This is a genomic window from Stenotrophomonas muris (genome assembly GCF_052751275.1).
In genome coordinates this window covers 2,598,356-2,620,835 of record NZ_CP199879.1, presented here as the reverse complement: position 1 = coordinate 2,620,835, position 22,480 = coordinate 2,598,356, and the positions used below count along the sequence as shown (strand labels likewise).

Sequence of the window (22,480 nt, the reverse complement as noted above, 5' to 3'; positions counted from 1 at the left end):
CCCGGCTCAGGCAGTTATGGTTTGACGGCGAGGGTGACCTGGCCCAGTTCGGTGGCGCCCTGCGCCTTGCCGTTCTGCGCGGCGGTGGCCGGCCAGGTGAAGGGGATCTTCAGCAGTTCGCGGCCACCGACTTCGCGCACCGCTTCCACCACCAGGGTGTAGTTGCCCGGGGCCAGTTGCTTCAGTGCCGGCTGCCTGTCGTTGAACGACAGCGCGTGCTTGCCGGCCGGGCGGGTCGGGCCGGTCACGCCGTCCACCGGCACCTGCAGGGTGCGGCCGCTCTTGCGCCACCACTGGCGCAGGTCCGGCAGCCATTTGGTGCCGTGGCCTTCGCTGTTGCTGGTCTGCTGGTACCAGACCGACAGGTTGGCCGCGACCTTCTGGTCGGCGCCTTCCAGCCACACCGCCACGTACGGGCGGTGGTACTCGGCCACGTTGAGCTTGGGCACTTCGACGTTGATGTCGAGGGTGGTGGCGTACGCCGGCGAGGTGGCCAGCAGGCCGCTGAGGGCGATGGTCAGGGTGACGCGCATGGGGCGGCTCCGGAAACGAAGGAAAGTCAGTGGATCAGCAGCAGGGCGATCAGCAGCGGAATCATCAGGCCGAGGCCGACCAGCGGCCAGGTCATGCGCCGCTGGCGTGCATGCAGGTGCAGCAGGAACAGGCCGGTGATGCAGAACACCAGGCAGGCCACGGCGAACAGGTCCAGGAACCAGCCCCACGCCGGGCCCGCGTTGCGGCCCTTGTGCAGGTCGTTGAGGTAGGACACCGCGCCGCGCGAGGTTGATTCGTACTCCACCGCGCCGGTCCCGCGATCGATGCTCAGCCAGGCGTCGCCGCCGGGGCGCGGCAGCGACAGGTAGATCTCCTCGGCCGACCACTCTGCCGGGCGCCCGCCGATGGCGATGCCCAGCTGCGTGTCCAGCCAGTGCCGGGCCGGGCGCGGGATCGGTGCATTGCCGTTTTCGCGCGTGCCGAGCTGGCCGAGCAGATCGGCCGGCAGTTCCAGATGCTGGTTCTGCACCTGGGGTTTGGCTTCGATCTTCGCGGCGTGGTTGAGGGTCAGGCCGGTCACCGCGAACAGCAGCATGCCGATCAGGCACACCGCCGAGCTGATCCAGTGCCACTGGTGCAGCGTCCGCAGCCAGAAGCCACGGTTCTGTTGCTGCGCCACGGTGGAAGAGGCAGGACGGCTCACGGCACGGTTCGAGGCGGACGGGGACTGCCCATTACATCATTGATGAGAATAGCTCGCAATTGCGTGTCGTTCTGTATCGCTGGAGGGCGATTGCCGGCCAGCGGCCGGCACTACCGATCGGTAGATCCACGCCACGCGTGGATGAAGCGGTGCCGACCAAGGTCGGCACCCACCGGGGCCGGGCGCGGCGATCAGAACTTCGCGTTCAACGAGATCCAGTAGCTGCGGCGCTGGTCCTTGGTCGCGTAGTCGTCCACGCAGTTGAACTCGCTCTGGCTGATCAGCAGGCACGACTGCGAAACGAAGTCCTTGTCGAACAGGTTGTTGACCCGTGCGTTCACCGTCAGCCATGGCGTGGCCTTCCAGCTGCCACCGAGATGGAAGATGGTGTAGTCCTGGTAGTAGCGGGTGTGGCTGGCGCCGTTGGCGTCCAGCAGCGTGTCGCGGTAGCGGTCGTAGCGGCCTTCGCCGATCAGCGACAGGCTGATCGCTTCGTTGACCTGCCAGTTGAGGCTTGCATTGGCCATGTGCCTGGCCGGCATCGTGCCGCTGATCGGCAGGCCCTTCTGCGCGCCGCTGGTCTGCTCGCTCCTGGTCCAGGTGTAGTTGCCGCGCAGCTGCAGGGTGTCGAGCAGGTCGACATGCGCGGCCAGTTCGGCACCGCGGGTCTCGGCCTTGTCGATGTTCACGCTCTGGGTGAACGTGCTGTAGCCCAGTGCCGCCCAGCCCGGGCCGATGTCCACGCAGTAGCCGCTGCCGGCGCGGGCCACTTCGCAGTTCGCAAAGGTGCCGCCGCTGGCGATCTTGTCTTCGAACGTGTTGAAGAAGCCGGTGACGTTGAAGCCCCAGCGCTGGCCTTCGTAGTATGCGGCCAGCTCGTAGTTGGTGCTGGTTTCCGGCTTGAGGTTCGGCGAACCGACCAGTGGCAGCACGCCCTGGCCACCGAAGCCGGTGATGCCCGGGAACAGCTGGTCCGGACGCGGGGTCTTGTAGCCGGTGCTGACGCCGCCCTTGAAGGTCCACGCATCGCTGGCATTCCACACCAGGTAGCCACGCGGACTGACATGGCTGCCGAATACGTTGTGGTCGTCGTAGCGCAGGCCGAAGGTGGCGGTGAGGGTGTCGGTCAGCGCCCAGTTGTCCTCGGCGAACAGCGCCCACATGCGGTGCGTCTGCTTGACGTTGCTGCGGTAGCCGGCGCCATCCATGCCGAACACACCGTCGACCATGTCAGTGTCGTTGTACTGGCCGCCCACGGTCAGCGTGTGCGCGCCGAAGTCCAGGTCGAGCATCGTGTCGAGCACGTAGCCTTCCAGTTCCATGGTGCGCAGCGGGCGCGGCAGGAACGCCTGCAGCCGCGCCATCTCGCTCGGGTTGAGGGCAACCAGGGCGTTGCCGCGGCCGGCCGCACAGTTGTTGGCAGCACCGGTGCGGCGGCAGACGTCATTCCACAGCGTCTGCAGGTTGGCGCGCTCTTCCAGGGTCAGCGGCAGCGAACGGCCCAGGTTGCTGCTCTTGCTGTGGGTCAGCGAGGTCTGCCAGGTACCGAAGCTGTAGCGGCCCTGATGGGTCAGCGACAACTGGTCGCGCTCGTAGCGCTGGTAGGCGGTGTAGCCCACGCGCGGCTGCACCACGCGACGGGTGACGGTACCGCTGCCGTTCGGGTTGGGAATGACGGCATTGCCGACGCGCCACAGGCTGGCCAGGCTGTCGAGGGTGCCGGTCTGGCCTTCGCTGTTGTCGAACTTCTGCCGCGACACGTCGTAGTCCAGCCACAGTTCGTGATCGTCGTTGATGCGGACGTCCAACCGCACGCCGCTGTTCCAGTTGGTGTTGGCCACCGACTTGCCACCACCGCCGAAGCCGATGCTGCGCTCCCACAGGGTGCCGTCGGGCAGGGACAACGCATCCCATTCCGGGTTGGAAGCCTTCGCGTCGTAGTAGCTGCCGCGTACTGCCAGGCTGAGGCGCTCCTTCAGCAAAGGGCCGCTGAGGTAGAGGTCGGTGGTGCGTGCATCGCCGAACTGGTCGTCCTGCTGCACGGTGAAGCCCTGGCTGACCGAACCGTGCCAGCTGTCCTGGTTTCGGCGGGTGATGATGTTGATGACACCGCCCATCGCGTCCGAACCGTACAGCGTGGACATCGGCCCGCGCACGACTTCGATGCGTTCGATCGCATCCAGCGGGGGCAGGTAGGCGAACTGGCCGCCACCGAAGTTGTTCGGATAGATCTGGCCGACATTGCTCTGGCGGCGGCCGTCGATCAGCACCAGGGTGTACTCGGACGGCAGGCCGCGCATCGACACGGTGGCGCGGCCGTTCTTGTCGGTCGCTTCCAGGCCGACGTCGATGCCTTCGACGTCGCGCAGCGCATCGACCAGGCTGGTGTACGGGCGCTTGCTCAGTTCCTCGCGGCTGACCACGCTGATGCTGGCCGGGGCATCGATCACCTTCTGCTCGAAGCCGGCGGCGGTGACCACCACCTTGTCCAGCGTCTGCGGCGCGCCTGCGGCGTCACCGTGGGCGAAGGCGGGGCTGGCGCAAGCCGCCAGCACGGCGCTGGTCAGCAGGGTACGGGACAGGGACGAACGGACACGATGGCGCTGGGCCATGGCAGTTACCTCGAAGGATGCAGGGTGGCGCGGTGCCGTGCGCGAAGGGCGCGGCAGGCACGGAAGGGCCGGTCAGGGGCGGCAGGGATGAAGCAGGCAGCGGCGTGCAGGCGCGACCGCGCAGGCGGTCACGTCGGGCCGTGGATCAGGCGAGCGGCGGCGCCTGGCCGCGTTGCTGACGGCGCCCGGGCGCATCGGCCCAGGGCGTGTCCGGAGCGGCCAGCGGCCAGTCCGCGCGCACGCCGGGCATGGCCGGCATGGGGGGTACGAGGTCGAGCTCAGTGCGCAGCCAGTGGCTGGCCAGCAGCAACGGCGGGCGTGCCTTCTCGGCCGACTTCACCGGAGCGGAGGCGCAGCGGCGCAGCTTGGCCGGCGCCTCTTCCTGCAGGGGCGCTTCGCCTCCGCGCTCCTCCAACGGCACCTGCACGGCGATGCCGGCGTGGGCCTGTGGCAGCAGCGGCAGGGTGCCCAGCAGCAACGCCAGCATTGCCACCCACGCCAGCAGGCTGGCCAGCGCAGGACGCTGGCCGCGCATGGCGGTGCCCATCTTGCGATGGATGAGTGGGCGAGGGCGAAGCGGGCGCAGCAAGCGGGGGTTCCCTGGGGCTGCCGGCAGCGGCCGGCATCAACGGGGCGTGATTGTAATGAGAGCTGTTAGCTGTTGCAAATGAGAATGATTGCCAAAATGTCGCAGACCGGCCCGGCAAGGCTCAGACTTCGCTCCAGCGCCGCAGCAGGTTGTGGTACACGCCGGTCAGCTGCAGGATCGCCTCGGCGTCGCCGCCGGTCTGCCGCAGGCGCTCGATCGCGCCATCCATTTCCCACAGCAGGCGGCGCTGCACATCGTCGCGGATCATGCTCTGCACCCAGAAGAACGAGGCCACGCGCGCGCCGCGGGTGACCGGCCGCACCTGGTGCAGGCTGCTGGACGGGTACACGACCAGGTCGCCGGCCGGCAGCTTCACTTCGTGCTCGCCGTAGGTGTCGCTGATGATCAGCTCGCCGCCTTCGTACTCCTCGGGCGCGGACAGGAACAGGGTGCAGGAGATGTCCGAGCGCAGCTGCTCGCCATTGGCCAGGTTCATCACCGCACCATCGACGTGGTAGCCATAGGTGCCGCCACCGCTGTAGCGGTTGAAGCGTGGTGGCAGGTACTTCAGCGGCAGCGCGGCACTGAAGAACAGCGGGTGCCGGGCCAGCGCGACGAGGATGATCTCGCCCAGTTCGCGGCGCAGCGGCGAAGCCTCGGGCAGCTGCTGGTTGTGCTTGGCCTGTGCGCCCAGATGCCCCACGGTTTCGCGGCCATCGGTCCAGTCGGCGGCGTCGAGGCGGCGGCGGAAGTCGGCGACCTGGTCGGCGCTGAGAATGTCGGGGATGTGCAGCAGCATGCGGGACTCCTCAGAGGGACGGCGGTGCGACCAGGGCGCGCACCTGTGGATGCGGTGACGCGGCCAGCTCCGGCACGATGTGCGCCATGAATGCCGGGCTGCCGTGCGCCAGTGCGAGCCGCAGCCAGTGCACGGCCTGCTCGACCTGGCCGGCCTGCAGCAGGATCGAGGCGTAGTTGGCCTGGCCGCGGAAATCACCGGCCTCGGCCGCGCGCTGGTACCAGGCCAGCGCCGCCTGCGGATCGGGTGCGGTATCCAGCCCGTCTTCGAGGTGGCGGGCCAGCAGGTTCATCGATTTGGCGTGGCCCAGGTGCGCGGCACGGGTGTACAGGGCCAGTGCCTGCGCGCGGTCCTGCGCAATGCCGCGGCCGGTGGCCAGCAGGTTGGCCAGGTTGTACAGGCCCCAGTCCAGGCCGGTGTCGGCCGCGCGCCGGTACCACACCGCCGCCAGCGCCAGGTTGACCGCCGTGCCGTGGCCCAGCTCATGGCAGCGGCCGAGCATGTTCATCGCCATCGGCGCGCCGTTGTTGGCGGCGGTTTCGTACCAGAGCAGCGCCGCCGAGGCGTCCTGCGCGGTGCCTTTGCCTTCCATGTGCATCTGCGCGAGCAGCAGTTGTGCATCGACCTGCCCAGCCTGCGCAGCGTCGCGCACGCGTGCGAACGCGGCCTGCGGATCGTGCTGCAGCAGTTCGGCCAGGGCGTCGCTGTCGATGGGGGTACGGGTTGCCATGGGGTGAGTATCGCCGGAAACAAAAACGGCGGCAGGAGAGCCTGCCGCCGTGGTGGAGCGAAGCTACATCAGAACTTCACGTTCAGTGCCAGGGTGGTCGAGCGACCCGGGGCGATGCTCGCGTAGTGCGAGGCATAGGCCTTGGTGAAGTAGGTCTTGTCGGTCAGGTTCTGCACGTTGAGCTGCAGGCTGATGTTGTCCTGGATCGCATAGCTGGCCATTGCGTCGAAGCGGGTGTAGCTGGCGATCCATTTGGTGTTGGCGACGTCACCGTACTGCTTGTCCGAGTAGAACGCACCGGCACCGACGGTCAGGCCGATCGGGAAGCGGTAGGTGGTCCACAGGTTGGCGCTGTGCTTGGCGGTGTTCGGGAATACGTTGCCGTTGTACGGCGAGGGCACGTAGACGTTGGACGGGCAGGTGCGGCCGACCGGTGCACCACAGACGAAGCCGTTGTCCTTCAGTTCCGAGTCCAGGTAGGTGTAGCCGCCGTACAGGCTCCAGGCGTCGGTCAGCTGGCCGGTGAAGCCCAGCTCGAAGCCGTTGATTTCCTTCTTGCCGGCATTCTGGCTGGTGCCGTTGTCGACCGTCACGCGCGCGTTGTTCATCACCGTGTGGAAGATCGCCGCGGTGAGGTTCAGGCGCTGGTCGAACAGGTCCCACTTGGTGCCCAGCTCGAGGTTCTTCGTATCCTGCGGCTTGAGGTCGGCCACGGCGGCGCTCAGGCCGTCCGAACCATCACCACCGTCCATGCCCGGCGGAGTCGAGGAGGTGCCCCACGACAGGTAGATGCTGCCGTTGGCGGCCGGCTTGAACACCACGCCGGCCTGGTAGTTCAGGAAGTCGTTGCTGTTGCGCACGCGGGTTGGTGCCTTGCCGGCCACCGGGGTGGTCAGGGTGGTGCGGAAGTCGTCGTAGCGCAGGCCGAGGTTGATCATCCACTGCTCATTGAGCTCGATGGTGTCGAACACGTAGGCCGAGGTGGTCCTGGTGCGCTGCTCTACGTCCAGTGCCTTGTCGCTGCGGTACACCGAATGGGTGGCCGCCCACGGATCGCGCGGGTTCGGATTGGCGAAATCGGTGCAGTTGTAGCCGGTGGCCGCGCCGGTGGTCGGGCACTTGCTGTTGCCGGTGAGCGGGTTGCTGGTGCCCGGGGTCATCAGATAGCTGCCGCGGGTCATCTTCTCGTCGCTGTATTCCACGCCCGCGCTGTAGCTGTGCTTGAGCGCACCGGTCTGGAAGGCACCGGTCAGGCCCAGCTGGTCGGCGAAGCTCTTGACGTCGACGGCACGGCTGTTGGTCCGGCGCCACAGGGTGCCGTAGTTGTTCGGGTTGCCCTGGCTGTCGTCCGGCTGGGTCCACAGGTAGTCGTTGCTGGTGTTGCCCAGGCGCGCGATGTTGCGCAGCTTGTGGCCGCCGAAGTCGTAGCTGGCATCCAGGGTGCTGATGTCGGCGCGGGTACGCTGGAAGTCACGGTCGACCAGGCCGTAGTAGTTGTTGCGGTCCGGCACCATCGGGCGGCCGTCGACCCACTTCGAGGCCGGCGCACCGTTCGGGTTGCCATACGGGAAGCCACCCGCATCGGGCAGATCATCGCTCTGCATGTGGTAGTGGCTGGCGATCAGCTGCGCCGGGCCGTTCAGGCCGAACGCGATCGACGGCGCGATACCCCAGCGGCTGACATTGGCGGCGTCACGGCCAGCGATGTCCGATTCGTGCTTCATCAGGTTCAGGCGCGCGGCGATGCCATCGCCCAGCACGTAGTTGGCGTCCACGGTGCCGCGCGCGTAGCTGTCGGTGCCGATGCCCATGCTGGCGCTGGTCTCGTTCTTCAGCTTCGGCGTCTTGCTGACCAGGTTCAGGCTGCCACCGCCGGAATCACGGCCGCCGTAGGCCGAGCTCGGGCCCTTGACTACTTCCACCTGCTCCAGGTCGAAGATCTCGCGGGTCTGCGAGCCGACGTCGCGCAGGCCATCGACGAAGACGTTGCTCTGCGAATCGAAGCCACGGATGAAGGGACGGTCGCCGGTGGGGTTGCCGCCTTCGCCGGCGCCGAAGGTGATGCCCGGCACCATGCGCAGCGCATCCTGCAGGTTGGTCGCACCGGTTTCGGCGATCAGCTTTTCCGAGACGATCGACACCGACTTCGGGGTGTCCAGCAGCTCGGCGGTGAACTTCGGTGACGACGGATTGAACCAGCTGCCGCGCACCTGCACCTTGTCCAGGTCGGTGGCCTTGCGGGAGGAGGCTGCGTCAGCGCTGTCGGCCGCCTGTGCGGCCAACGGCGCGAAGCCGGCGGCCAGGGTGGCGGTGGCGAGCAGGGAAACGCGCGGGGCGCGCTTGCGGGACGTGATGTGGGTCATGGCTTGGGTGGTAGTGGCTGGGATCGGAAAGGGGCGAGGGCCGAAGCGCAGACAGCGCGACGGCATGTAGAGGGCGTTTTCTGTAGAGCCGAGCCGATGCTCGGCTACGCAGCGGACGACTCCAGGCGCACGGCAACGGCCGCAGGGCGCCTCAGCTGGCGTGCGGTGCAGGCGGTGCGTGGCCGGGGTTCAACCGCAGTGCGGGATCGTGCAGCTGCCAGTGCAGGGCATCGGAGCGCCACAGCGGAACATGCGCGACCAGGGCGGCGCGCGGGGGAGCCAGTCCGGTACAGGGCGTTGTGCCCTTGCCATCCAGCGGCGGCTCCGGTGCTGGCACCGCATGGCGCGGGCACTCGTCCGCCGGCGGGGCCGGCATCGGCACGGCCTGCTGAAGATCTTCAGCGTGTGCCTGCCAGCCGTAGGTGGCGGGTCCATCGCGCCCTTCGTGCAGGGCCGACCAGCCCAGCAGCAGCGTCAGCAGCAGGGCCACAGCCAACGGCCACCCATGGCGGGCAAGCTGGCACAGCGTGGCGGCGGGCGCGGGCAAAGCCATGGCGCAGGGGGCGGCGTCGTTACGAAGGTGTTACGTAGAATAACATCAACGATAATGATTCGCATATGCGTGGGCGAACGAGCAGTCTGGAGGCCCGGGGAGGCCCCTGAACGCCTCTCAGCGCGCTCCGCTGGCTTCCATCCCCTGGGCGGAGTCGCCGGAGGCCAGGGGGCGCTTCAATCGCGGTCGTCGCGGGTCCAGACGGCGTCGTGTTCGCGCTTCACCGGGAACTTGGGTACCGGCGTATAGGCCGGGGCGCACAGGGCGCGGCCATCGCGCACGTCGAAGCGCGCGCCGTGCAGCACGCATTCCACGCTGCCTTCGTCGGTGTTGAACTCGCCCGAGGACAGCTCGAACTCCTCATGCGTGCACTGGTCTTCCAGCGCGTACAGCTCGCCGTCGAGGTTGAACACCACGATCGGCGTGCCGGTCACTTCGTCGAACACGCTCTTCATTTCACCGGGCAGCAGCTCGTTGCCGGCACACACGAAGGTCCAGGTATCGCTCACGCGGCGGCTCCGGCCAGTGGCTTTTCCAGGACCTCGAAGCGCAGGTCGTCGCGCTTGGGGATTCCGAAGCGTTCGTCGCCATATGGGAACGGCTTCTTGATGCCGGTACGCTGGTAGCCGCGGCGCTCGTAGAAGGCGATCAGTTCGTCGCGTACGTCGATCACCGTCATCTGCATCACCGGCACCTTCCATTCGCGTGCGGCGTGCGCTTCGGCGGCGTCCATCAGCTGCTTGCCGACCCCGCCGCCCTGCTGGGCCGGATCGACCGAGAACATGCCGAAGTAGCCGTTGCCGTCGACGTCGGCAACGTGGGCGCAGGCCACCAGCTGGCCCTCGCGCTCGGCCAGCAGGATCGTGGAGCGCGGGCGGTCGAGGTCGGCCTGGATGCCTTCGGCGTCGATGCGGGCGCCATCCAGCAGGTCGGCTTCGGTGGTCCAGCCAACGCGGCTGGCGTCGCCACGGTAGGCCGAGGTGACGAGGGCGATCAGGGCGGGGATGTCGGCCGGCGTGGCGGCGCGGAAGGTCAGGGTGCTCATGGCCCCATTCTAGGTGGGGCGTGGGCGGGCGCAAATGGGGGAGTGGGGTCAGATCCCTTTCGCAACGCGAAAGGGATCTGACCCCGGCATCTACTGACTCAACGGCAGGCCATGGACCGACTGGCACGGGCCCGGAATCGGCAGATGCTCGGGGTCAGATCCCTTTGCGCAGCGAAGGGCCCTGACCCCCTGCTACCAGGAGCAGCCCATGCCAAGGCCACGGCGCATCGATGCGCCCGGATATCCGCAACATGTCGTCCAGCGCGGCAACAATCGCCAGCCCGTGTTCTTTGCGGATGGCGACCGCGTCGCCTACCTGCGCCTGCTGTGTCATCACGCAGGTCAGCAGCAGTGCCGGGTCCACGCCTATGTGCTGATGGACAATCACGTCCATCTTCTGGCAACGCCTGATCTCTGCGGCGGGCTGTCGCGGATGATGCAGGCCGTGAACCGGACCTACGTACGTCGGGTGAATGATCGGCAGGGCCGCACCGGCACGTTATGGGAAGGGCGCTTCCACTCCACGGTGGTGGATACGGATCGCTATCTGCTGGCCTGCCAGCGCTACATCGAGCTCAACCCGGTTCGGGCGGGGAAGGTGGCGCATCCCGGTGACTATCGCTGGTCGAGCTATCGTGCCAATGCGCGTGGCAGGCCCAATGCGCTGCTCGAGCCGCATTCGGCATTTGAGCTGATGGGTTCTGATGCGGATGAACGGTGCAGGCGCTATGTGGAGTTCATCGAGGCGGGTATTCCGGCGGGGGATCTGCTGGCGATCCGGCGGGCATTGCAGTCGCAACGGCGGCTGTCGGGAATGCTGGTGGGGTCAGATCCCTTTCGCGTGGCGAAAGGGATCTGACCCCGGTGTGCTGCGGGCGGTATGCCACGTTCATCTGGTCGCGATCCGGCGGGCATTGCGGTCGCAACGGCGGTTGTCGGGAATGCTGGTGGGGTCAGATCCCTTTCGCGTGGCGAAAGGGATCTGACCCCGGTGTGCTGCGGGCGGTATGCCACGTTCATCTGGTCGCGATCCGGCGGGCATTGCGGTCGCAACGGCGGTTGTCGGGAATGCTGGTGGGGTCAGAGCCCTTTCGCGTGGCGAAAGGAATCTGACCCCGGTGTGCTGCGGGCGGTATGCCGCGTTCATCTGGTCGCGATCCGGCGGGCATTGCGGTCGCAGCGGCGGCTGTCGGGAATACTGGTGGGGTCAGATCCCTTTCGCGTCGCGAAAGGGATCTGACCCCGGTGTGCCGGCTCAGCCCAGCAGCTTGCGTACCTTGGTCAGCGCGGTCATGAAGCGCTCGATCTCGGCGTGCGTGTTGTAGAACGCCAGCGAGGCACGGCAGGTGGCGGCGACGCCGAAGTACTGCAGCAGCGGGTGTGCGCAGTGCTGCCCCGAGCGCACGGCCACCCCTTCCAGGTCGAGCAGGGTGGCCAGATCGTGCGCATGCGCGCCATCGATCAGGAACGAGACCACGGCGGCCTTCTCCGGCGCTTCGCCGATGATGCGCAGGCCGTCGACGCGGCGCAGCTCCTCGGTGAAGTGCGCCAGCAGTTCGGCTTCGCGGGCTTCCACGTTCTCCTGGCCGAGCTGCTGCAGGTAGTCGGCGGCCACGCCCAGGCCGATGAAACCGGCGATGTTCGGGGTGCCGGCTTCGAACTTGTGCGGGGCATCGTTGAACACGGTGCCGTCGAAGCTGACTTCCTTGATCATCTCGCCGCCGCCGAGGAACGGCGGCATCGCGTCCAGGTGCTCGCGGCGCGCCCACAGCGCACCAGTGCCGGTCGGACCGCACATCTTGTGGCCGGTGATGGCGTAGAAGTCGCAGCCGATCGCGGCGACGTCGACCTTGCGGTGCGGCACCGCCTGCGAGCCATCGACCACGGTGATGATGCCGCGCTTGCGCGCTTCACGGCAGATCTCGCGCACCGGATTGACCGTGCCCAGCACGTTGGAGACATGGGTGACCGCCAGCAGCCTGACCTCCGGGGTCATCGCCGCGCGCAGCGCATCCAGGTCCAGCGCGCCATCGGGCGTGATCTCGGCCACGCGGATGGTGGCGCCGGTACGTTGCGCGACCAGCTGCCACGGCACGATGTTGGCATGGTGTTCCATGCGCGTGATCAGGATCACGTCGCCGGCCTTCAATCGCGGCAGCGCCCACGAGTAGGCCACCAGGTTGATGGCGAAGGTGGTGCCGCTGCACAGCACCAGGTCGCTGGCGCGCACGTTGAGGAAGCGTGCCAGCTTGTTGCGTGCGCCTTCGTAGGCGTCGGTCGCTTCGCTGCCCAGTGCATGCACCGCGCGGCTGACGTTGGCGTTGTAGCGGCGGTAGAACTCATCCACCGCGCCGATCACCTGTACCGGCTTCTGGCCGGTGTTGGCGTTGTCGAAATAGACCAGCGGCTTGCCGTGCACTTCACGCATCAGCAGCGGGAAGTCGAGGCGGACGCGATCCCAGTCCGGGGCGCCGGTGCGTTCTTCGATCGGGCGTGGCGTGGACAGGTTCATGCCACACCCGCCTCGGCCAGGGCCTTGTCCAGGCGGCGTGCCAGCTGCTCGCGCAACGCGTCCGGCAGGATCTTCAGCGGTTCATGGCAGAACGCAGCGCTCAGCAGTGCCTGCGCCTGGACCTGGGGCAGGCCACGCGAGCGCAGGTAGAACAGCGCATTGGCATCGAGCTGGCCGACGGTCGCGCCGTGCGCGGCCTTCACTTCATCGGCGTCGATCACCAGCGTCGGCTGGGTGTCGATCTCGGCATCGGCCGACAGCAGCAGGTTCTTGTTGGACAGGTTCGCGTCGGTGCCGTCGGCGCCTTCGCGGATCTGGATGCCGCCATGGAACACCACACGGCTGCGGTTGGCGGCAACGCCGCGCCACAGCAGCTCGCAGGCGGTATCGCGCGCGATGTGGTCGATGCCCAGGCGGGTCTCGACGTGGCGGCGGCCATTGCCGAGCAGCACGCCGTTGGCGGTCAGCCGGGCGTTGTCGCCTTCCAGGCGCACGTTCAGTTCGTGGCGGCTGAGCGCGGCGCCCAGTTCCAGGTCCACGCGGTGGTACTGCGCGTCGCGGGCCAGCACCGCGTCGGTACGCAGGAAGCTGGTCTGGCGGGCGCTGCCGGCCTGCACGCGGGCGTGCTTGAGTACGCCATCGCGGGCGACGTGGGCATGCAGCACGGTGTTGTCCAGGTGGGCGGAGTCACCCACGCTGAAGCGGTGCTCGACCACGCCCAGGCTGGCGCCGGCGCGCAGTTCGATCAGGTGGCGATGGTGCCAGGCCAGGTCGGCTTCGCCGGCGACGCTGGCGAATACCAGCTGCAGCGGCGTTTCGACCTGCACGCCTTCATCCACGCGCAGCACCACGCCTTCATCGGCCAGTGCGGCGTTGAGCCGGGCGAAGATCTCTTCGCTGCGCTCGTAGCGACGGCCAAGGAATCGCACGGCGTCTTCGCCAGCGGCCAGCGCGGACGACAGCGGCTGCAGCTGCACGCCGGACGGCAGGGCCTGCACATCGCTCAGCGCGGCATCCAGGCGGCCGTTGACGAACACCAGGCGCGGCGCCGGGATGTCGTCCAGCAGCGCGGCGTCCAGCGCCGGGCCCTGCAGCGGCGCTGCAGCGAACGCACGGCGTTCCAGCTGGCGCAGCGAGGTGTACTTCCAGGCTTCATTGCGGGCGGCGGGAAGACCGTCGCGCAGGGCCGCATCCAGCACTTCGCGGCGCGCATCGCTGCCGCAGAAGGCCTGGGCCATGGAGTCAAGCAGGGCGCTCATCAGACCGCCGCCTCGGGCACGACCCGGTCCTTCAGGAAATCATAGCCGTGCGCTTCCAGCTCCAGCGCCAGCTCGGGGCCGCCGCTCTTGACGATGCGACCATCGGCCAGCACGTGCACGACGTCCGGCTTGATGTAGTCCAGCAGGCGCTGGTAGTGGGTGATGACCAGGAACGAACGGTCGGCGCCGCGCAGTGCGTTGACGCCGTCGGCCACGCTCTTCAGCGCGTCGATGTCCAGACCCGAGTCGGTCTCGTCCAGGATCGCCAGCTTCGGTTCCAGCACGGCCAGCTGGAAGATCTCGTTGCGCTTCTTCTCGCCGCCGGAGAAGCCTTCGTTGACGCCACGGTGCAGCAGTTCGTCCTTCAGGTGCAGCACGGCCAGCTTCTGCCGCACCAGCTTGAGGAACTGCATGGAATCGAGTTCTTCTTCGCCGCGCGCCTTGCGCTGGGCGTTCAGTGCCGCGCGCAGGAAGTAGGTGTTGTTCACGCCCGGGATTTCCACCGGGTACTGAAACGCCAGGAACAGGCCTGCGGCGGCACGTGCTTCCGGGTCCTGCTCCAGCAGGTCGACGCCGTCGAACTGCACGCTGCCTTCGGTCACTTCGTAGCCGTCGCGGCCGGCCAGGACGTTGCCCAGGGTGGACTTGCCGGCGCCGTTCGGGCCCATGATGGCGTGCACCTGGCCGGGCTTCACATCCAGCGACAGGCCCTTGAGGATTTCCTTGTCGCCGATGCGGGCGTGGAGATTTTCGATCTTCAGCATTGGAATGGTCGTCTTGTCGAATGGGGGATGGCAGGCAGCGCGACTTACAGGTCGTCTTCGCTGCGCTCCAGGAATTCGCTGCGCAGGTAGGCGGTGCGCGTATCGGTCAGGCTGGACTTGGCGTGCAGATACAGCATCGGGTACATCGAGCCGTACAGGACGCGCGGATTCTCGTCCTTGCCGACCGGGTAGCGCGCCTCCAGATCGGCATCACGCAGCTGCACCCACAGGCGCTGCGCGTCCTTCAGCCGGGCCAGTGCCACCGGCTGCCCGGCAAGCTTGGCCAGCACCTGCCGGTAGACCACGTTGAGCTCGGCGTCGGACTTGCGGAAATCGCGGTCGGCGCAGGCGTTGAGCTCCATCTGCGTGCCTTCCGGATTGCAGCCGTCGGCGTCGGCGCTGGCCGCCCATGCCGGCGCGGCGGTGCCGAGCAGCAGGGCCAAGGCGAACAGGGCCTTCATCCGACCGAACCTTCCAGCGAGACTTCCAGCAGCTTCTTGGCTTCCACCGCGAACTCCATCGGCAGTTCGCGGAACACCTGCTTGCAGAAGCCGTCGACGATCATCGACACCGCGTCTTCCTGGCTGATGCCACGGGCGCGGCAGTAAAACAGCTGGTCATCGGAGATCTTGGAAGTGGTCGCCTCGTGCTCGACGGTGGCGCCCGGGTTCTTCACCTCGATGTAGGGGAAGGTGTGCGCGCCGCACTGCTTGCCGATCAGCAGCGAGTCGCACTGGGTGTAGTTGCGCGCGCCCTCGGCGTTGCGGTCCACCCGCACCAGGCCGCGGTAGGTGTTCTGGCCACGGCCGGCGCTGATGCCCTTGCTGACGATCTTGCTCTTGGTGCGCTTGCCGACATGGATCATCTTGGTGCCGGTGTCGGCCTGCTGGCGGTGATGGGTCAGCGCGACGGAGTGGAATTCACCGACCGAATCGTCGCCCAGCAGCACGCAGGACGGGTACTTCCAGGTGATCGCCGAGCCGGTCTCGACCTGGGTCCAGGTGACCTTGCTGCGCGCGCCACGGCATTCGGCACGCTTGGTCACGAAGTTGTAGATGCCACCGACGCCGTTCTCGTCGCCCGGGTACCAGTTCTGCACCGTGGAGTACTTGATCTCCGCATCTTCCAGCGCAACCAGCTCGACCACCGCGGCGTGCAGCTGGTTCTCATCGCGCATCGGCGCGGTGCAGCCTTCCAGGTAGGAGACGTAGGCCTTGTCCTCGCACACGATCAGGGTGCGCTCGAACTGGCCGGTGTGGCCGGCGTTGATGCGGAAATAGGTGCTCAGTTCCATCGGGCAGCGCACGCCCTTGGGAATGAACACGAAGCTGCCATCGGAGAACACCGCCGAGTTGAGCGCGGCGAAGTAGTTGTCACCGACCGGCACCACGGTGCCCAGGTACTGGCGCACCAGCGCCGGGTGTTCCTTGATGGCCTCGGACATCGAGCAGAAGATCACGCCCTTCTCGGCCAGTTCCTTGCGGAAGGTGGTGCCCACGGATACCGAGTCGAACACCGCATCCACCGCCACGCCGGCCAGCTTGGCGCGCTCGTGCAGCGGCACGCCCAGCTTGTCGTAGGTGTCGAGCAGTTCCTTCGGCACATCATCCAGCGAGGCGTACTTCGGGCCCTTCGGCGCGGAGTAGTAGCTGAGCGCCTGCAGGTCGATCGGCGCGATCTCCAGCTTGGCCCAGTCCGGCATCGGCAGGGTCAGGAAGTGGCGGTAGGCATCCAGGCGCCACTGCGTCATCCACTCCGGCTCGTCCTTCTTGGCCGACAGGGCACGGATGGTGTCCTCGTCCAGGCCCGGCGGCAGGGAGTCCGACTCGATCTCGGTGATGAAGCCGGCCGAATACTTGCGGCCGAGCTGCTCGTGGATCTCGCGGTTGGGGGTGTCGCCGTGGGCGACGTTTTCGATGGTTTCGGTGGCCATGGGGGGCTGCCTACGGATCAGGAGACGACGTCGACAGCGATGGTGCGGCGCTGTTCGTCATCGGCAAGGGGGAGAGGGGGCAGGATCTGCGCGAGGGTGACATCGCGCAGGGCCTCGGAGACCACGTCGTTGATCAGCCGCCAGCTGCTGCGCGCGCCGCACTTGGGCGCCATGCCGCACTGGTGGTGGTCGTGGCTGCATTCGGTCAGGGCCAGTGGCCCTTCCATCGCTTCGACCACTTCGAACAGCGAGATCTCGATGGCCGGGCGGGTCAGGCGGTAGCCGCCACGGACGCCACGCAGGCCTTCGACCAGGCCGGCCTGGGCCAGTGGCTTGAGCACCTTGCTGACGGTGGGCGGCTCCAGACCGGTGAATTCGGCCAGCTCGGTGGCACTGAGCACTTCGCCCGGACGGGCGGCCAGCACGGTCAGCACGACGGTGGCGTAATCGGTGAGTTTGGTGACGCGCAACATGGGGATGCGAGTGGTTCTTAAAGCGGACTGAAATTGTACGCTTTTATTCGCCACCATCCAAGCCGGGCATTCAGCCGGCGCTTGGGCCAGGCCGGGAGGACACACCGCGGCCGTTGCCGGGGCGCAATGCTGCGCCAACGGGGTGATTTTCGCAATCACCCGGAATGGGCGAGAATCCCCATTCCATTCGCTGCAAACAGCCCGCGCCGATGCCGAAGAAGATCCAAGCCCGCAAGTCCGCCATCCATGGCAACGGCGTGTTCGCCGTGGCCCCGATCAAGCAGGGCGAGCGCGTGATCCAGTACAAGGGCCTGCTGCGCAGCCACGGCGACGTTGATGCCGATGACAGCGGCGACGTCGAAAGTGGCCATACCTTCCTGTTCACCCTCAACGATGACTGGGTGATCGACGCCAACTACAAGGGCAACGACGCGCGCTGGATAAACCACAGCTGCGACCCGAACTGCGAGGCGGTGATCGAGGAGGACGAGGACGGCGACAGCCGGGGCGACAAGGTGTTCATCGAGGCACTGCGTGATATCAAGGCCGGCGAGGAGCTGACCTACAACTACGGCATCACCCTGGCCGAGCGCCACACCGCCAAGCTGAAGAAGATCTGGGAGTGCCGTTGCGGCTCGCCCAAGTGCACCGGCACGATGCTGCAGCCCAAGCGCTGATCGGTACCGGGTAGTGCCGGCCGCTGGCCGGCAAGGCGCAATCCAGGTGCCGGCCAGCGGCCGGCACCACCCGGCGGCTCTCCACCTGCCGTGCACGACAGGGTCACCGCCGCGCAAGGGCCGTTCTTCCATTCTGTGGGCTCCCCCAACCGGAGTGCCTCCATGGCAGAGCGATTGAAGGGCAAGCAGATTGCCATCCTTGCCACCCACGGCTTCGAACAGTCTGAACTGATCGAACCCAAGCGTTTGCTGGAAGCGGAAGGGGCGCGCGTCAGCGTGGTCTCGCCCGCAAAGGAAGCGACGATCAAGGGCTGGAAGGAGAAGAACTGGGGCGACGCCGTCGCGGTGGATATCCCGTTGGATGAGGCCGATCCTGCACGCTTCGATGCGGTGGTTCTGCCCGGCGGGGTCATCAATCCGGACACACTGCGCACCGATGATGCCGTACTGGCCTTCATCCGTTCAGTGGATGAAGCCGGCAAGCCCGTGGCGGCGATCTGCCATGGCCCGTGGCTGCTGATCAACAGCGGCCTGGCCGATGGCCGCGAGCTGACCTCCTGGCCTTCCCTGCAGCAGGATCTGGCGAACGCGGGTGCGACATGGCGCGATGCCGAGGTGGTGGTCGACGGCAACGTCATCACCAGCCGCAAGCCGGATGACATTCCGGCTTTCAGCGAGGCGGTGGTAAAAGCGCTTGCCGCCTGATGCGCTACCGGTAGTGCCGGCCGCTGGCCGGCAGATGCAGTGACGTGCTGCCGGCCAGCGGCCGGCACCACCTCATTTGCCCAGCAGGCCTGCCGGTACCAGGTTGCCCAGGTTCTGGTTGAAAGTGACCACCAGCTTGCCGTTCTTCACCTGTGCCGACTGCACCTGCAGGGCGCCGAGCACCCCGGCCACGGCCGGGTCCAGCTTGTAGATCGGTTCGCGCTGGGCGTAGTCGCTCAGCCACGCATTGAGCAGGCCACGGGTGCGCGAGTCGAGGCGGCCGCCCTGGTTGGCCGGGGTGAAGTCATCCACGCTCGGCTGCTGCAGGTGAAAGCCCTGGGTCTGCGCGTCGTAGCGCAGGCCGCTGCTGAGCTTCACCGTGCCCAGTCGGGCCGGGTTGCCGCCGGCGGTGGCCAGCGCGACGTCCATGCCCAGGTTCAACCGTTCGCCGGCCGGAAGGCTCAGCTGCGGGTGGCTCATGGTCAGGGCGATCAGGCCGCCGAGGGCGTCCTGGGTGCGCGGGAAGCTGCCATCGAGGTACTGCTGCACGTCGCTGGCGCCCACCGACAGTTCGCGGCCGGAAATGGAGGGAGCCGCCTGTGCACCGATCGCAGCGGCGATCAGCACGGTGGAGGCCGCGAGGCGGGTCATCAGGGAACGCAGGCGCATGTCGGTGACCGGTGGGAAGCAGATGGATGGATCAAAGAGTAGCCGCGCAGGCTGAATCGCGCGTGCATGCCGCTGCAACGGTTCAGTCCAGCGTTGGACGCAGCTGTGCCGACTGGATCTGCCAGGCGCTGCCGTCGCTGCTGGGCTGCACGCGGTACCAGCCGCCGAAGCGGAACGTGCCATTGGCGGTGACCGCACGGATCTGCACAGGGACTTCAAGCAGCCGCGGTGGCTGCCGGTCATCTCGGGCGATCGGGGTATCGCTGTGCAGGCGCAGCGTGCGCAGGTCCTGCAGCTGCCGCAGCGCGGCGTCGTCTGCATGCCGCGGGTCGCCGGGTGGGATCGTCCAGGCAGCATCGCTGGCGGCGCGGTCGCGGTTGAGCAGTGCGGCGACGTAGCGGTTGAGCATCGTCGACGGCGGCTCTGCGCCGTCGTCGACGGCGGACAGCAGCGTCATATCGCTCGCCTGCAATGCTGCGGGACCGGGGCCGGTACCGGTGTCCGCTGCTGCGGCGACGGGAGCGGACGCTGCCGTGATGTGATCATTCGTCTGTGCCGCCGGGCGTGAACAACCCAGCAGCACCAGTGGTGCGATCAGGAACAGGATCCTGCGCATGCCCGCCTCCTCCCCGAGGCAACCTGGAGGGCGGCAGTGTATCGGTTGCGCCGCTATCAGCGGGAGGAGGGCAGCTGCTCCAGCGCGTCCAGCGCCGGCAGGACCTGACCGGCGATGGCGGCCAGTGCGTGGCCGTCGGTCTCGGCGTGGCGTTGCACGATGTCGCGCAGCAGCTGGGTGGCGATCACCAGGGTCGCGCGCTCGTCGCCACTGATGCCGGCGGTACGCGGGGCCGCTTCCAGCAGGCGCATCAGGTCGCGGCCGGCGCGGTGTTCCAGTTCGATGGTGCAGCGCCCGGTGCACTGCAGCCCGTCCTTTTCGATCGGGGTTACCGAGATCCGGTAGCGGGTGGAGGGGCTGGCCATGAGGGTGTGCTCGCCGTAGCTGTGGAGGATGTGCCCACCATAGGCAAGGCCACGGCTGGCGGCGACGGCCGGCGCTGCACGCAGTGTTCCACCCGGTACGTTCCGCGCCCTTTGCGGAGCACCGGCAGCCAATGCTGGCGGGCCTGTACGGGGATTGCCGGGGCCGCGGCAACGCTGTGTTGCGGGGTGTGGTGCGGACAAAAAAAACGGGACGGCCAGAGCCGTCCCGTCGGAATCCGCGTTGGGGCGCGCGCTTACAGCGCGGCGTCCTTCAGCTTCTTCAGCGGACGCACCTTCAGCTTGGTGGTGGCCGGCTTGGCAGCGAACCACTGCTCTTCCTTGGTGAACGGGTTGATGCCCTTGCGCTTCGGCTTGGCCGGCACATTGACGGTGGTGATCTTCAGCAGGCCCGGCAGGGTGAACGAGCCAGCGCCCTTCTTGTGCACCGAGGAGGCGACGGCGCTTTCCAGCGAGGCCAGCACAGCGCGGACGTCCTTGGCGATGACGCCGGAGGCTTCAGCGATGTGTGCAACCAGGCCGGACTTGGTCAGCACTTCCTTGATCGGCTTCGGAGCGGCCGGCTTGGCGGCTGCCTTCGTCGCGACTTTCTTCACTGCCTTCTTCGGGGCAGCCTTCTTAGCGGTCTTTGCCATGGTTTCCTGTTCCGTGAACGGTTGGTTGTGTGGTCGGCGCCGAACCCCGTCGGCAAGCGCAATGTAGGGCAACTCTCGGGCGCCGCCAATAGCCCGAAGCGCGGAAAGTGCATGTTTTTTCATATCCAGGCCGATTCAGTACATGGCCGGCGGTGGGGGACGGGGGCGCTGCAGCGTGCGCGATGGCTGCTGCCTGCCCGTTGCTGGAATGTGCGAAACCACTGAAAACAAGGGAAAAGTCCGCGTCAGTCTGGCGAAGAAGTGACCAGCTGTCCGATGTCCGGCGGACGTGCGGCATGCGGCGGAGCGACGCAGGGCTAACGCGTCCCGTGCGAGAGTGGCCGTTCATCACCGCCACGCAGGAGCAGCACATGGGAATCTCGCGAAACGCCACCGCGCACTGGGAAGGCGATCTGAAGTCGGGCAAGGGACAGCTGAGCACGCCGCAGAGCGGGCTGCTGGACAAGACCCGCTACGGTTTCAACAGCCGCTTCGGCGACGAGAAGGGCACCAATCCGGAGGAGCTGATCGCCGCCGCGCACGCCGGCTGTTTCACCATGGCGCTGTCGGCCAAGCTTGGTGAGGCCGGCTTCACCCCGACCTCGCTGGACACCGAGGCCAAGGTCGATCTGTCCCTGGAGGGCGGCCCGCAGCTGTCGCAGATCCGGCTGAAGGTGAAGGCCGTGGTGCCGGGCATCGACGCCGCACAGTTCCGTGCCATTGCCGATGACGCCAAGCAGAACTGCCCGGTGTCCAAGGCGCTGAGCGCGGTGCCGATCAGCCTGGAAGCCGAACTGGGCTGAGCCACGGTAGTGCCGGCCGCGGGCCGGCAACCGCATGATGCCGGGGTCCATGTAGCAGCCGGCCAGCGTTATGGCGGCCTTCCTGGTCCCCACCCTCCGGGCCGTCGCGTCCGACGTTGGCAGCGGCTCCTGCCGCTGCCTTCGGCTCTACCACCCGCCAAGCGCGATCACCAATCAAGGGTGCCGGTAATCACCGTCTGCACCTGCCCGCCCGACCAGACCTCGCCGTCTTCATCGACCCGCAGGGTCAGGCGCGCGTCATGGCCGACTTCGCGGCCCTGGCTGACTTCGAACGGTGCACGGCCTCGGGGCAGCGCATCGCGCAGGTCCAGCCACGCGGCCAGCACGGCATTAGCCGCGCCGGAGGCGGCGTCCTCGAAGCGGCGGCCATTGCCGACGAAGGCACGTACTGCAAGATCGAAGCCTTCGCCGCCATCGCTGAAGGCGTAGGCAAACACGCCCATGCTGTCGGTGGATTCGGCCAGAGCCGCGACCGCGTCCCAGTCCGGGCGCAGTGCGCGCAGTGCCGCTTCATCGGCCACCTGCACCACCCACCAGCTGCGCCCGCCCTGCATGCGCGCCGGCGGCAGCGAGCCCAGCGGCCAATCCTTCAGCGCCGCCTGCAGGCGCGGGTCGGTGGCCTCGGCGATCTCCGCCAGCTGCGCGCGCGGGGTGCGGATGGCAATGCGCTGCTGCGCGCCCTCGCCGCTCACGCGCAGCGGCAGCGCACCGGCGATGCCGTCCTGCACGAGCACGCCGTCGACTGGCGCGGCCAGGCCCGCCTGCAGCACCGCATGCGCGGTGCCGACGCTGGGATGGCCGGCGAACGGGACCTCCTTCTGCGGGCTGAACATGCGCAGCCGGTAGCTGGCGCCTGCGACCTGCGGCGGGAACACGAAGGTGGTCTCGGGCAGGCGCGTCCAGCGCGCAATGGCCTGCATGCTGGCATCGTCCAGGCCTTCGGCATCAAGCACCACGGCCAGCGGATTGCCGGCACCGGCGCGCGGGGAGAACACATCCAGCTGCAGGAAACGGCGGGTGGACATCAGGCAGGACTCCAGTAAACAGGCGGCATAGCGTAGCGCGGGGCACAAAAAAGGGGACGGAGGGAATTAAGTCGCTTGTGCCCCAAGTGCCATAAGCGACTTAATTCCCTCCGTCC

Annotated in this window: 25 protein-coding genes; 4 read left to right on the top strand and 21 right to left on the bottom strand. The window is 67.4% G+C overall.

Features of this window, described 5'->3' with window-relative positions; all coding sequences use genetic code 11:
* Positions 1-14: 14 nt before the first annotated feature.
* The 10 genes from ACUVWL_RS12135 to ACUVWL_RS12090 all read right to left on the bottom strand — a co-directional run bounded on the left by ACUVWL_RS12135 (position 15) and on the right by ACUVWL_RS12090 (position 9,889).
* Positions 15-533 carry a DUF2271 domain-containing protein gene (locus tag ACUVWL_RS12135; RefSeq protein WP_005408420.1) on the bottom strand — a complete coding sequence of 173 codons (519 nt, stop codon included), beginning with the start codon at positions 531-533 and terminating at the stop codon, positions 15-17.
* Positions 534-559: 26 nt separating this feature from the next.
* Entirely contained in the window at positions 560-1,198 is a 639-nt protein-coding gene (locus tag ACUVWL_RS12130) for a PepSY-associated TM helix domain-containing protein (protein WP_014646258.1), read from the bottom strand.
* Positions 1,199-1,389: 191 nt separating this feature from the next.
* Positions 1,390-3,810, bottom strand: coding sequence for a TonB-dependent receptor domain-containing protein (locus ACUVWL_RS12125; RefSeq protein WP_069117507.1), 2,421 nt, complete (start codon positions 3,808-3,810; stop codon positions 1,390-1,392).
* A gap of 145 nt (positions 3,811-3,955) precedes the next feature.
* Positions 3,956-4,357, bottom strand: a complete 402-nt coding sequence (locus ACUVWL_RS12120; protein ID WP_069117505.1) for a hypothetical protein — start codon at positions 4,355-4,357, stop codon at positions 3,956-3,958.
* Between the two features lie 163 nt (positions 4,358-4,520).
* Positions 4,521-5,198 carry a Fe2+-dependent dioxygenase gene (locus ACUVWL_RS12115; protein ID WP_100449577.1) on the bottom strand — a complete coding sequence of 226 codons (678 nt, stop codon included), beginning with the start codon at positions 5,196-5,198 and terminating at the stop codon, positions 4,521-4,523.
* Positions 5,199-5,208: 10 nt separating this feature from the next.
* The gene (locus ACUVWL_RS12110) at positions 5,209-5,928 is read right to left on the bottom strand and encodes a tetratricopeptide repeat protein (RefSeq protein ID WP_014646262.1); all 720 of its coding nucleotides are present in this window, start codon (positions 5,926-5,928) and stop codon (positions 5,209-5,211) included.
* A 68-nt stretch (positions 5,929-5,996) separates the two neighbouring features.
* Positions 5,997-8,291: a TonB-dependent receptor gene (locus tag ACUVWL_RS12105; protein ID WP_046429352.1), complete on the bottom strand. Its 2,295-nt coding sequence runs from the start codon at positions 8,289-8,291 to the stop codon at positions 5,997-5,999.
* Between the two features lie 151 nt (positions 8,292-8,442).
* On the bottom strand, positions 8,443-8,844 hold the full coding sequence (locus ACUVWL_RS12100) for a hypothetical protein (RefSeq protein WP_445978380.1): 402 nt from the start codon (positions 8,842-8,844) through the stop codon (positions 8,443-8,445).
* 176 nt (positions 8,845-9,020) lie between these two features.
* Positions 9,021-9,353 (bottom strand): non-heme iron oxygenase ferredoxin subunit, encoded by a 333-nt coding sequence (locus ACUVWL_RS12095; protein ID WP_014646265.1) that lies wholly within the window; start codon positions 9,351-9,353, stop codon positions 9,021-9,023.
* Entirely contained in the window at positions 9,350-9,889 is a 540-nt protein-coding gene (locus ACUVWL_RS12090) for a GNAT family N-acetyltransferase (RefSeq protein ID WP_014646266.1), read from the bottom strand. Before ACUVWL_RS12090 ends, ACUVWL_RS12095 begins: the two co-directional genes overlap by 4 nt.
* Positions 9,890-10,097: 208 nt before the next feature.
* Here ACUVWL_RS12090 and ACUVWL_RS12085 point away from each other — a divergent pair, with 208 nt between their 5' ends.
* Positions 10,098-10,748: a transposase gene (locus ACUVWL_RS12085; RefSeq protein WP_126411804.1), complete on the top strand. Its 651-nt coding sequence runs from the start codon at positions 10,098-10,100 to the stop codon at positions 10,746-10,748.
* A 396-nt stretch (positions 10,749-11,144) separates the two neighbouring features.
* Here the strand turns inward: ACUVWL_RS12085 and ACUVWL_RS12080 are convergent, their stop codons facing one another.
* From ACUVWL_RS12080 to ACUVWL_RS12055, 6 genes are read right to left on the bottom strand one after another with little or no spacing between them, the layout of a single operon-like run.
* A complete protein-coding gene (locus tag ACUVWL_RS12080) occupies positions 11,145-12,401 on the bottom strand; it encodes a cysteine desulfurase (RefSeq protein WP_046429365.1) in 1,257 nt (418 codons plus the stop codon).
* On the bottom strand, positions 12,398-13,660 hold the full coding sequence (gene sufD / locus ACUVWL_RS12075; protein ID WP_445978379.1) for a Fe-S cluster assembly protein SufD: 1,263 nt from the start codon (positions 13,658-13,660) through the stop codon (positions 12,398-12,400). The genes ACUVWL_RS12080 and sufD overlap by 4 nt, the downstream gene beginning before the upstream one ends.
* Positions 13,660-14,424, bottom strand: coding sequence for a Fe-S cluster assembly ATPase SufC (gene sufC, locus ACUVWL_RS12070; RefSeq protein ID WP_032957818.1), 765 nt, complete (start codon positions 14,422-14,424; stop codon positions 13,660-13,662). Before sufC ends, sufD begins: the two co-directional genes overlap by 1 nt.
* A gap of 44 nt (positions 14,425-14,468) precedes the next feature.
* A complete protein-coding gene (locus ACUVWL_RS12065; RefSeq protein WP_032957816.1) occupies positions 14,469-14,885 on the bottom strand; it encodes a lysozyme inhibitor LprI family protein in 417 nt (138 codons plus the stop codon).
* Complete coding sequence (gene sufB, locus ACUVWL_RS12060) at positions 14,882-16,357, bottom strand: Fe-S cluster assembly protein SufB (RefSeq protein ID WP_111205821.1); 1,476 nt, start codon at positions 16,355-16,357, stop codon at positions 14,882-14,884. Before sufB ends, ACUVWL_RS12065 begins: the two co-directional genes overlap by 4 nt.
* A 17-nt stretch (positions 16,358-16,374) precedes the next feature.
* A complete protein-coding gene (locus ACUVWL_RS12055) occupies positions 16,375-16,830 on the bottom strand; it encodes an SUF system Fe-S cluster assembly regulator (protein ID WP_005408436.1) in 456 nt (151 codons plus the stop codon).
* Positions 16,831-17,039: 209 nt separating this feature from the next.
* On the opposite strand from ACUVWL_RS12055, the gene ACUVWL_RS12050 reads away from it, so the two are divergent.
* Together ACUVWL_RS12050 and ACUVWL_RS12045 are read left to right on the top strand one after the other, a co-directional pair.
* Complete coding sequence (locus ACUVWL_RS12050) at positions 17,040-17,507, top strand: SET domain-containing protein (RefSeq protein ID WP_012479369.1); 468 nt, start codon at positions 17,040-17,042, stop codon at positions 17,505-17,507.
* 162 nt (positions 17,508-17,669) lie between these two features.
* Positions 17,670-18,212, top strand: coding sequence for a type 1 glutamine amidotransferase domain-containing protein (locus ACUVWL_RS12045; RefSeq protein WP_032957815.1), 543 nt, complete (start codon positions 17,670-17,672; stop codon positions 18,210-18,212).
* Positions 18,213-18,284: 72 nt separating this feature from the next.
* Here the strand turns inward: ACUVWL_RS12045 and ACUVWL_RS12040 are convergent, their stop codons facing one another.
* From ACUVWL_RS12040 to ACUVWL_RS12025, 4 genes are all read right to left on the bottom strand, one after another.
* Positions 18,285-18,881 (bottom strand): DUF1439 domain-containing protein, encoded by a 597-nt coding sequence (locus ACUVWL_RS12040; RefSeq protein ID WP_014646273.1) that lies wholly within the window; start codon positions 18,879-18,881, stop codon positions 18,285-18,287.
* An 82-nt stretch (positions 18,882-18,963) separates the two neighbouring features.
* Complete coding sequence (locus ACUVWL_RS12035) at positions 18,964-19,497, bottom strand: hypothetical protein (protein ID WP_032957813.1); 534 nt, start codon at positions 19,495-19,497, stop codon at positions 18,964-18,966.
* Between the two features lie 56 nt (positions 19,498-19,553).
* On the bottom strand, positions 19,554-19,862 hold the full coding sequence (locus ACUVWL_RS12030) for a DUF3861 family protein (RefSeq protein ID WP_014646275.1): 309 nt from the start codon (positions 19,860-19,862) through the stop codon (positions 19,554-19,556).
* A gap of 254 nt (positions 19,863-20,116) precedes the next feature.
* On the bottom strand, positions 20,117-20,515 hold the full coding sequence (locus ACUVWL_RS12025; RefSeq protein ID WP_010483539.1) for an HU family DNA-binding protein: 399 nt from the start codon (positions 20,513-20,515) through the stop codon (positions 20,117-20,119).
* A gap of 371 nt (positions 20,516-20,886) precedes the next feature.
* On the opposite strand from ACUVWL_RS12025, the gene ACUVWL_RS12020 reads away from it, so the two are divergent.
* Positions 20,887-21,318: an OsmC family protein gene (locus ACUVWL_RS12020; protein WP_445978378.1), complete on the top strand. Its 432-nt coding sequence runs from the start codon at positions 20,887-20,889 to the stop codon at positions 21,316-21,318.
* A 167-nt stretch (positions 21,319-21,485) separates the two neighbouring features.
* Here ACUVWL_RS12020 and ACUVWL_RS12015 read toward each other — a convergent pair whose 3' ends face one another.
* Positions 21,486-22,364: a PhzF family phenazine biosynthesis protein gene (locus ACUVWL_RS12015; protein WP_053496181.1), complete on the bottom strand. Its 879-nt coding sequence runs from the start codon at positions 22,362-22,364 to the stop codon at positions 21,486-21,488.
* Positions 22,365-22,480: the final 116 nt, after the last annotated feature.

Coding starts and splice junctions, on each gene's coding strand:
- ACUVWL_RS12135 (WP_005408420.1), bottom strand. CDS start 533: ATGCGCGTCACCCTGACCATCGCCCTCAGCGGCCTGCTGGCCACCTCG.
- sufD (WP_445978379.1), bottom strand. CDS start 13,660: ATGAGCGCCCTGCTTGACTCCATGGCCCAGGCCTTCTGCGGCAGCGAT.
- ACUVWL_RS12080 (WP_046429365.1), bottom strand. CDS start 12,401: ATGAACCTGTCCACGCCACGCCCGATCGAAGAACGCACCGGCGCCCCG.
- ACUVWL_RS12040 (WP_014646273.1), bottom strand. CDS start 18,881: ATGCGCCTGCGTTCCCTGATGACCCGCCTCGCGGCCTCCACCGTGCTG.
- ACUVWL_RS12055 (WP_005408436.1), bottom strand. CDS start 16,830: ATGTTGCGCGTCACCAAACTCACCGATTACGCCACCGTCGTGCTGACC.
- ACUVWL_RS12035 (WP_032957813.1), bottom strand. CDS start 19,497: ATGCGCAGGATCCTGTTCCTGATCGCACCACTGGTGCTGCTGGGTTGT.
- ACUVWL_RS12120 (WP_069117505.1), bottom strand. CDS start 4,357: ATGGGCACCGCCATGCGCGGCCAGCGTCCTGCGCTGGCCAGCCTGCTG.
- ACUVWL_RS12110 (WP_014646262.1), bottom strand. CDS start 5,928: ATGGCAACCCGTACCCCCATCGACAGCGACGCCCTGGCCGAACTGCTG.
- ACUVWL_RS12015 (WP_053496181.1), bottom strand. CDS start 22,364: ATGTCCACCCGCCGTTTCCTGCAGCTGGATGTGTTCTCCCCGCGCGCC.
- ACUVWL_RS12020 (WP_445978378.1), top strand. CDS start 20,887: ATGGGAATCTCGCGAAACGCCACCGCGCACTGGGAAGGCGATCTGAAG.
- ACUVWL_RS12045 (WP_032957815.1), top strand. CDS start 17,670: ATGGCAGAGCGATTGAAGGGCAAGCAGATTGCCATCCTTGCCACCCAC.
- sufC (WP_032957818.1), bottom strand. CDS start 14,424: ATGCTGAAGATCGAAAATCTCCACGCCCGCATCGGCGACAAGGAAATC.
- ACUVWL_RS12125 (WP_069117507.1), bottom strand. CDS start 3,810: ATGGCCCAGCGCCATCGTGTCCGTTCGTCCCTGTCCCGTACCCTGCTG.
- ACUVWL_RS12115 (WP_100449577.1), bottom strand. CDS start 5,198: ATGCTGCTGCACATCCCCGACATTCTCAGCGCCGACCAGGTCGCCGAC.
- ACUVWL_RS12085 (WP_126411804.1), top strand. CDS start 10,098: ATGCCAAGGCCACGGCGCATCGATGCGCCCGGATATCCGCAACATGTC.
- ACUVWL_RS12030 (WP_014646275.1), bottom strand. CDS start 19,862: ATGGCCAGCCCCTCCACCCGCTACCGGATCTCGGTAACCCCGATCGAA.
- ACUVWL_RS12090 (WP_014646266.1), bottom strand. CDS start 9,889: ATGAGCACCCTGACCTTCCGCGCCGCCACGCCGGCCGACATCCCCGCC.
- ACUVWL_RS12065 (WP_032957816.1), bottom strand. CDS start 14,885: ATGAAGGCCCTGTTCGCCTTGGCCCTGCTGCTCGGCACCGCCGCGCCG.
- sufB (WP_111205821.1), bottom strand. CDS start 16,357: ATGGCCACCGAAACCATCGAAAACGTCGCCCACGGCGACACCCCCAAC.
- ACUVWL_RS12100 (WP_445978380.1), bottom strand. CDS start 8,844: ATGGCTTTGCCCGCGCCCGCCGCCACGCTGTGCCAGCTTGCCCGCCAT.
- ACUVWL_RS12105 (WP_046429352.1), bottom strand. CDS start 8,291: ATGACCCACATCACGTCCCGCAAGCGCGCCCCGCGCGTTTCCCTGCTC.
- ACUVWL_RS12050 (WP_012479369.1), top strand. CDS start 17,040: ATGCCGAAGAAGATCCAAGCCCGCAAGTCCGCCATCCATGGCAACGGC.
- ACUVWL_RS12025 (WP_010483539.1), bottom strand. CDS start 20,515: ATGGCAAAGACCGCTAAGAAGGCTGCCCCGAAGAAGGCAGTGAAGAAA.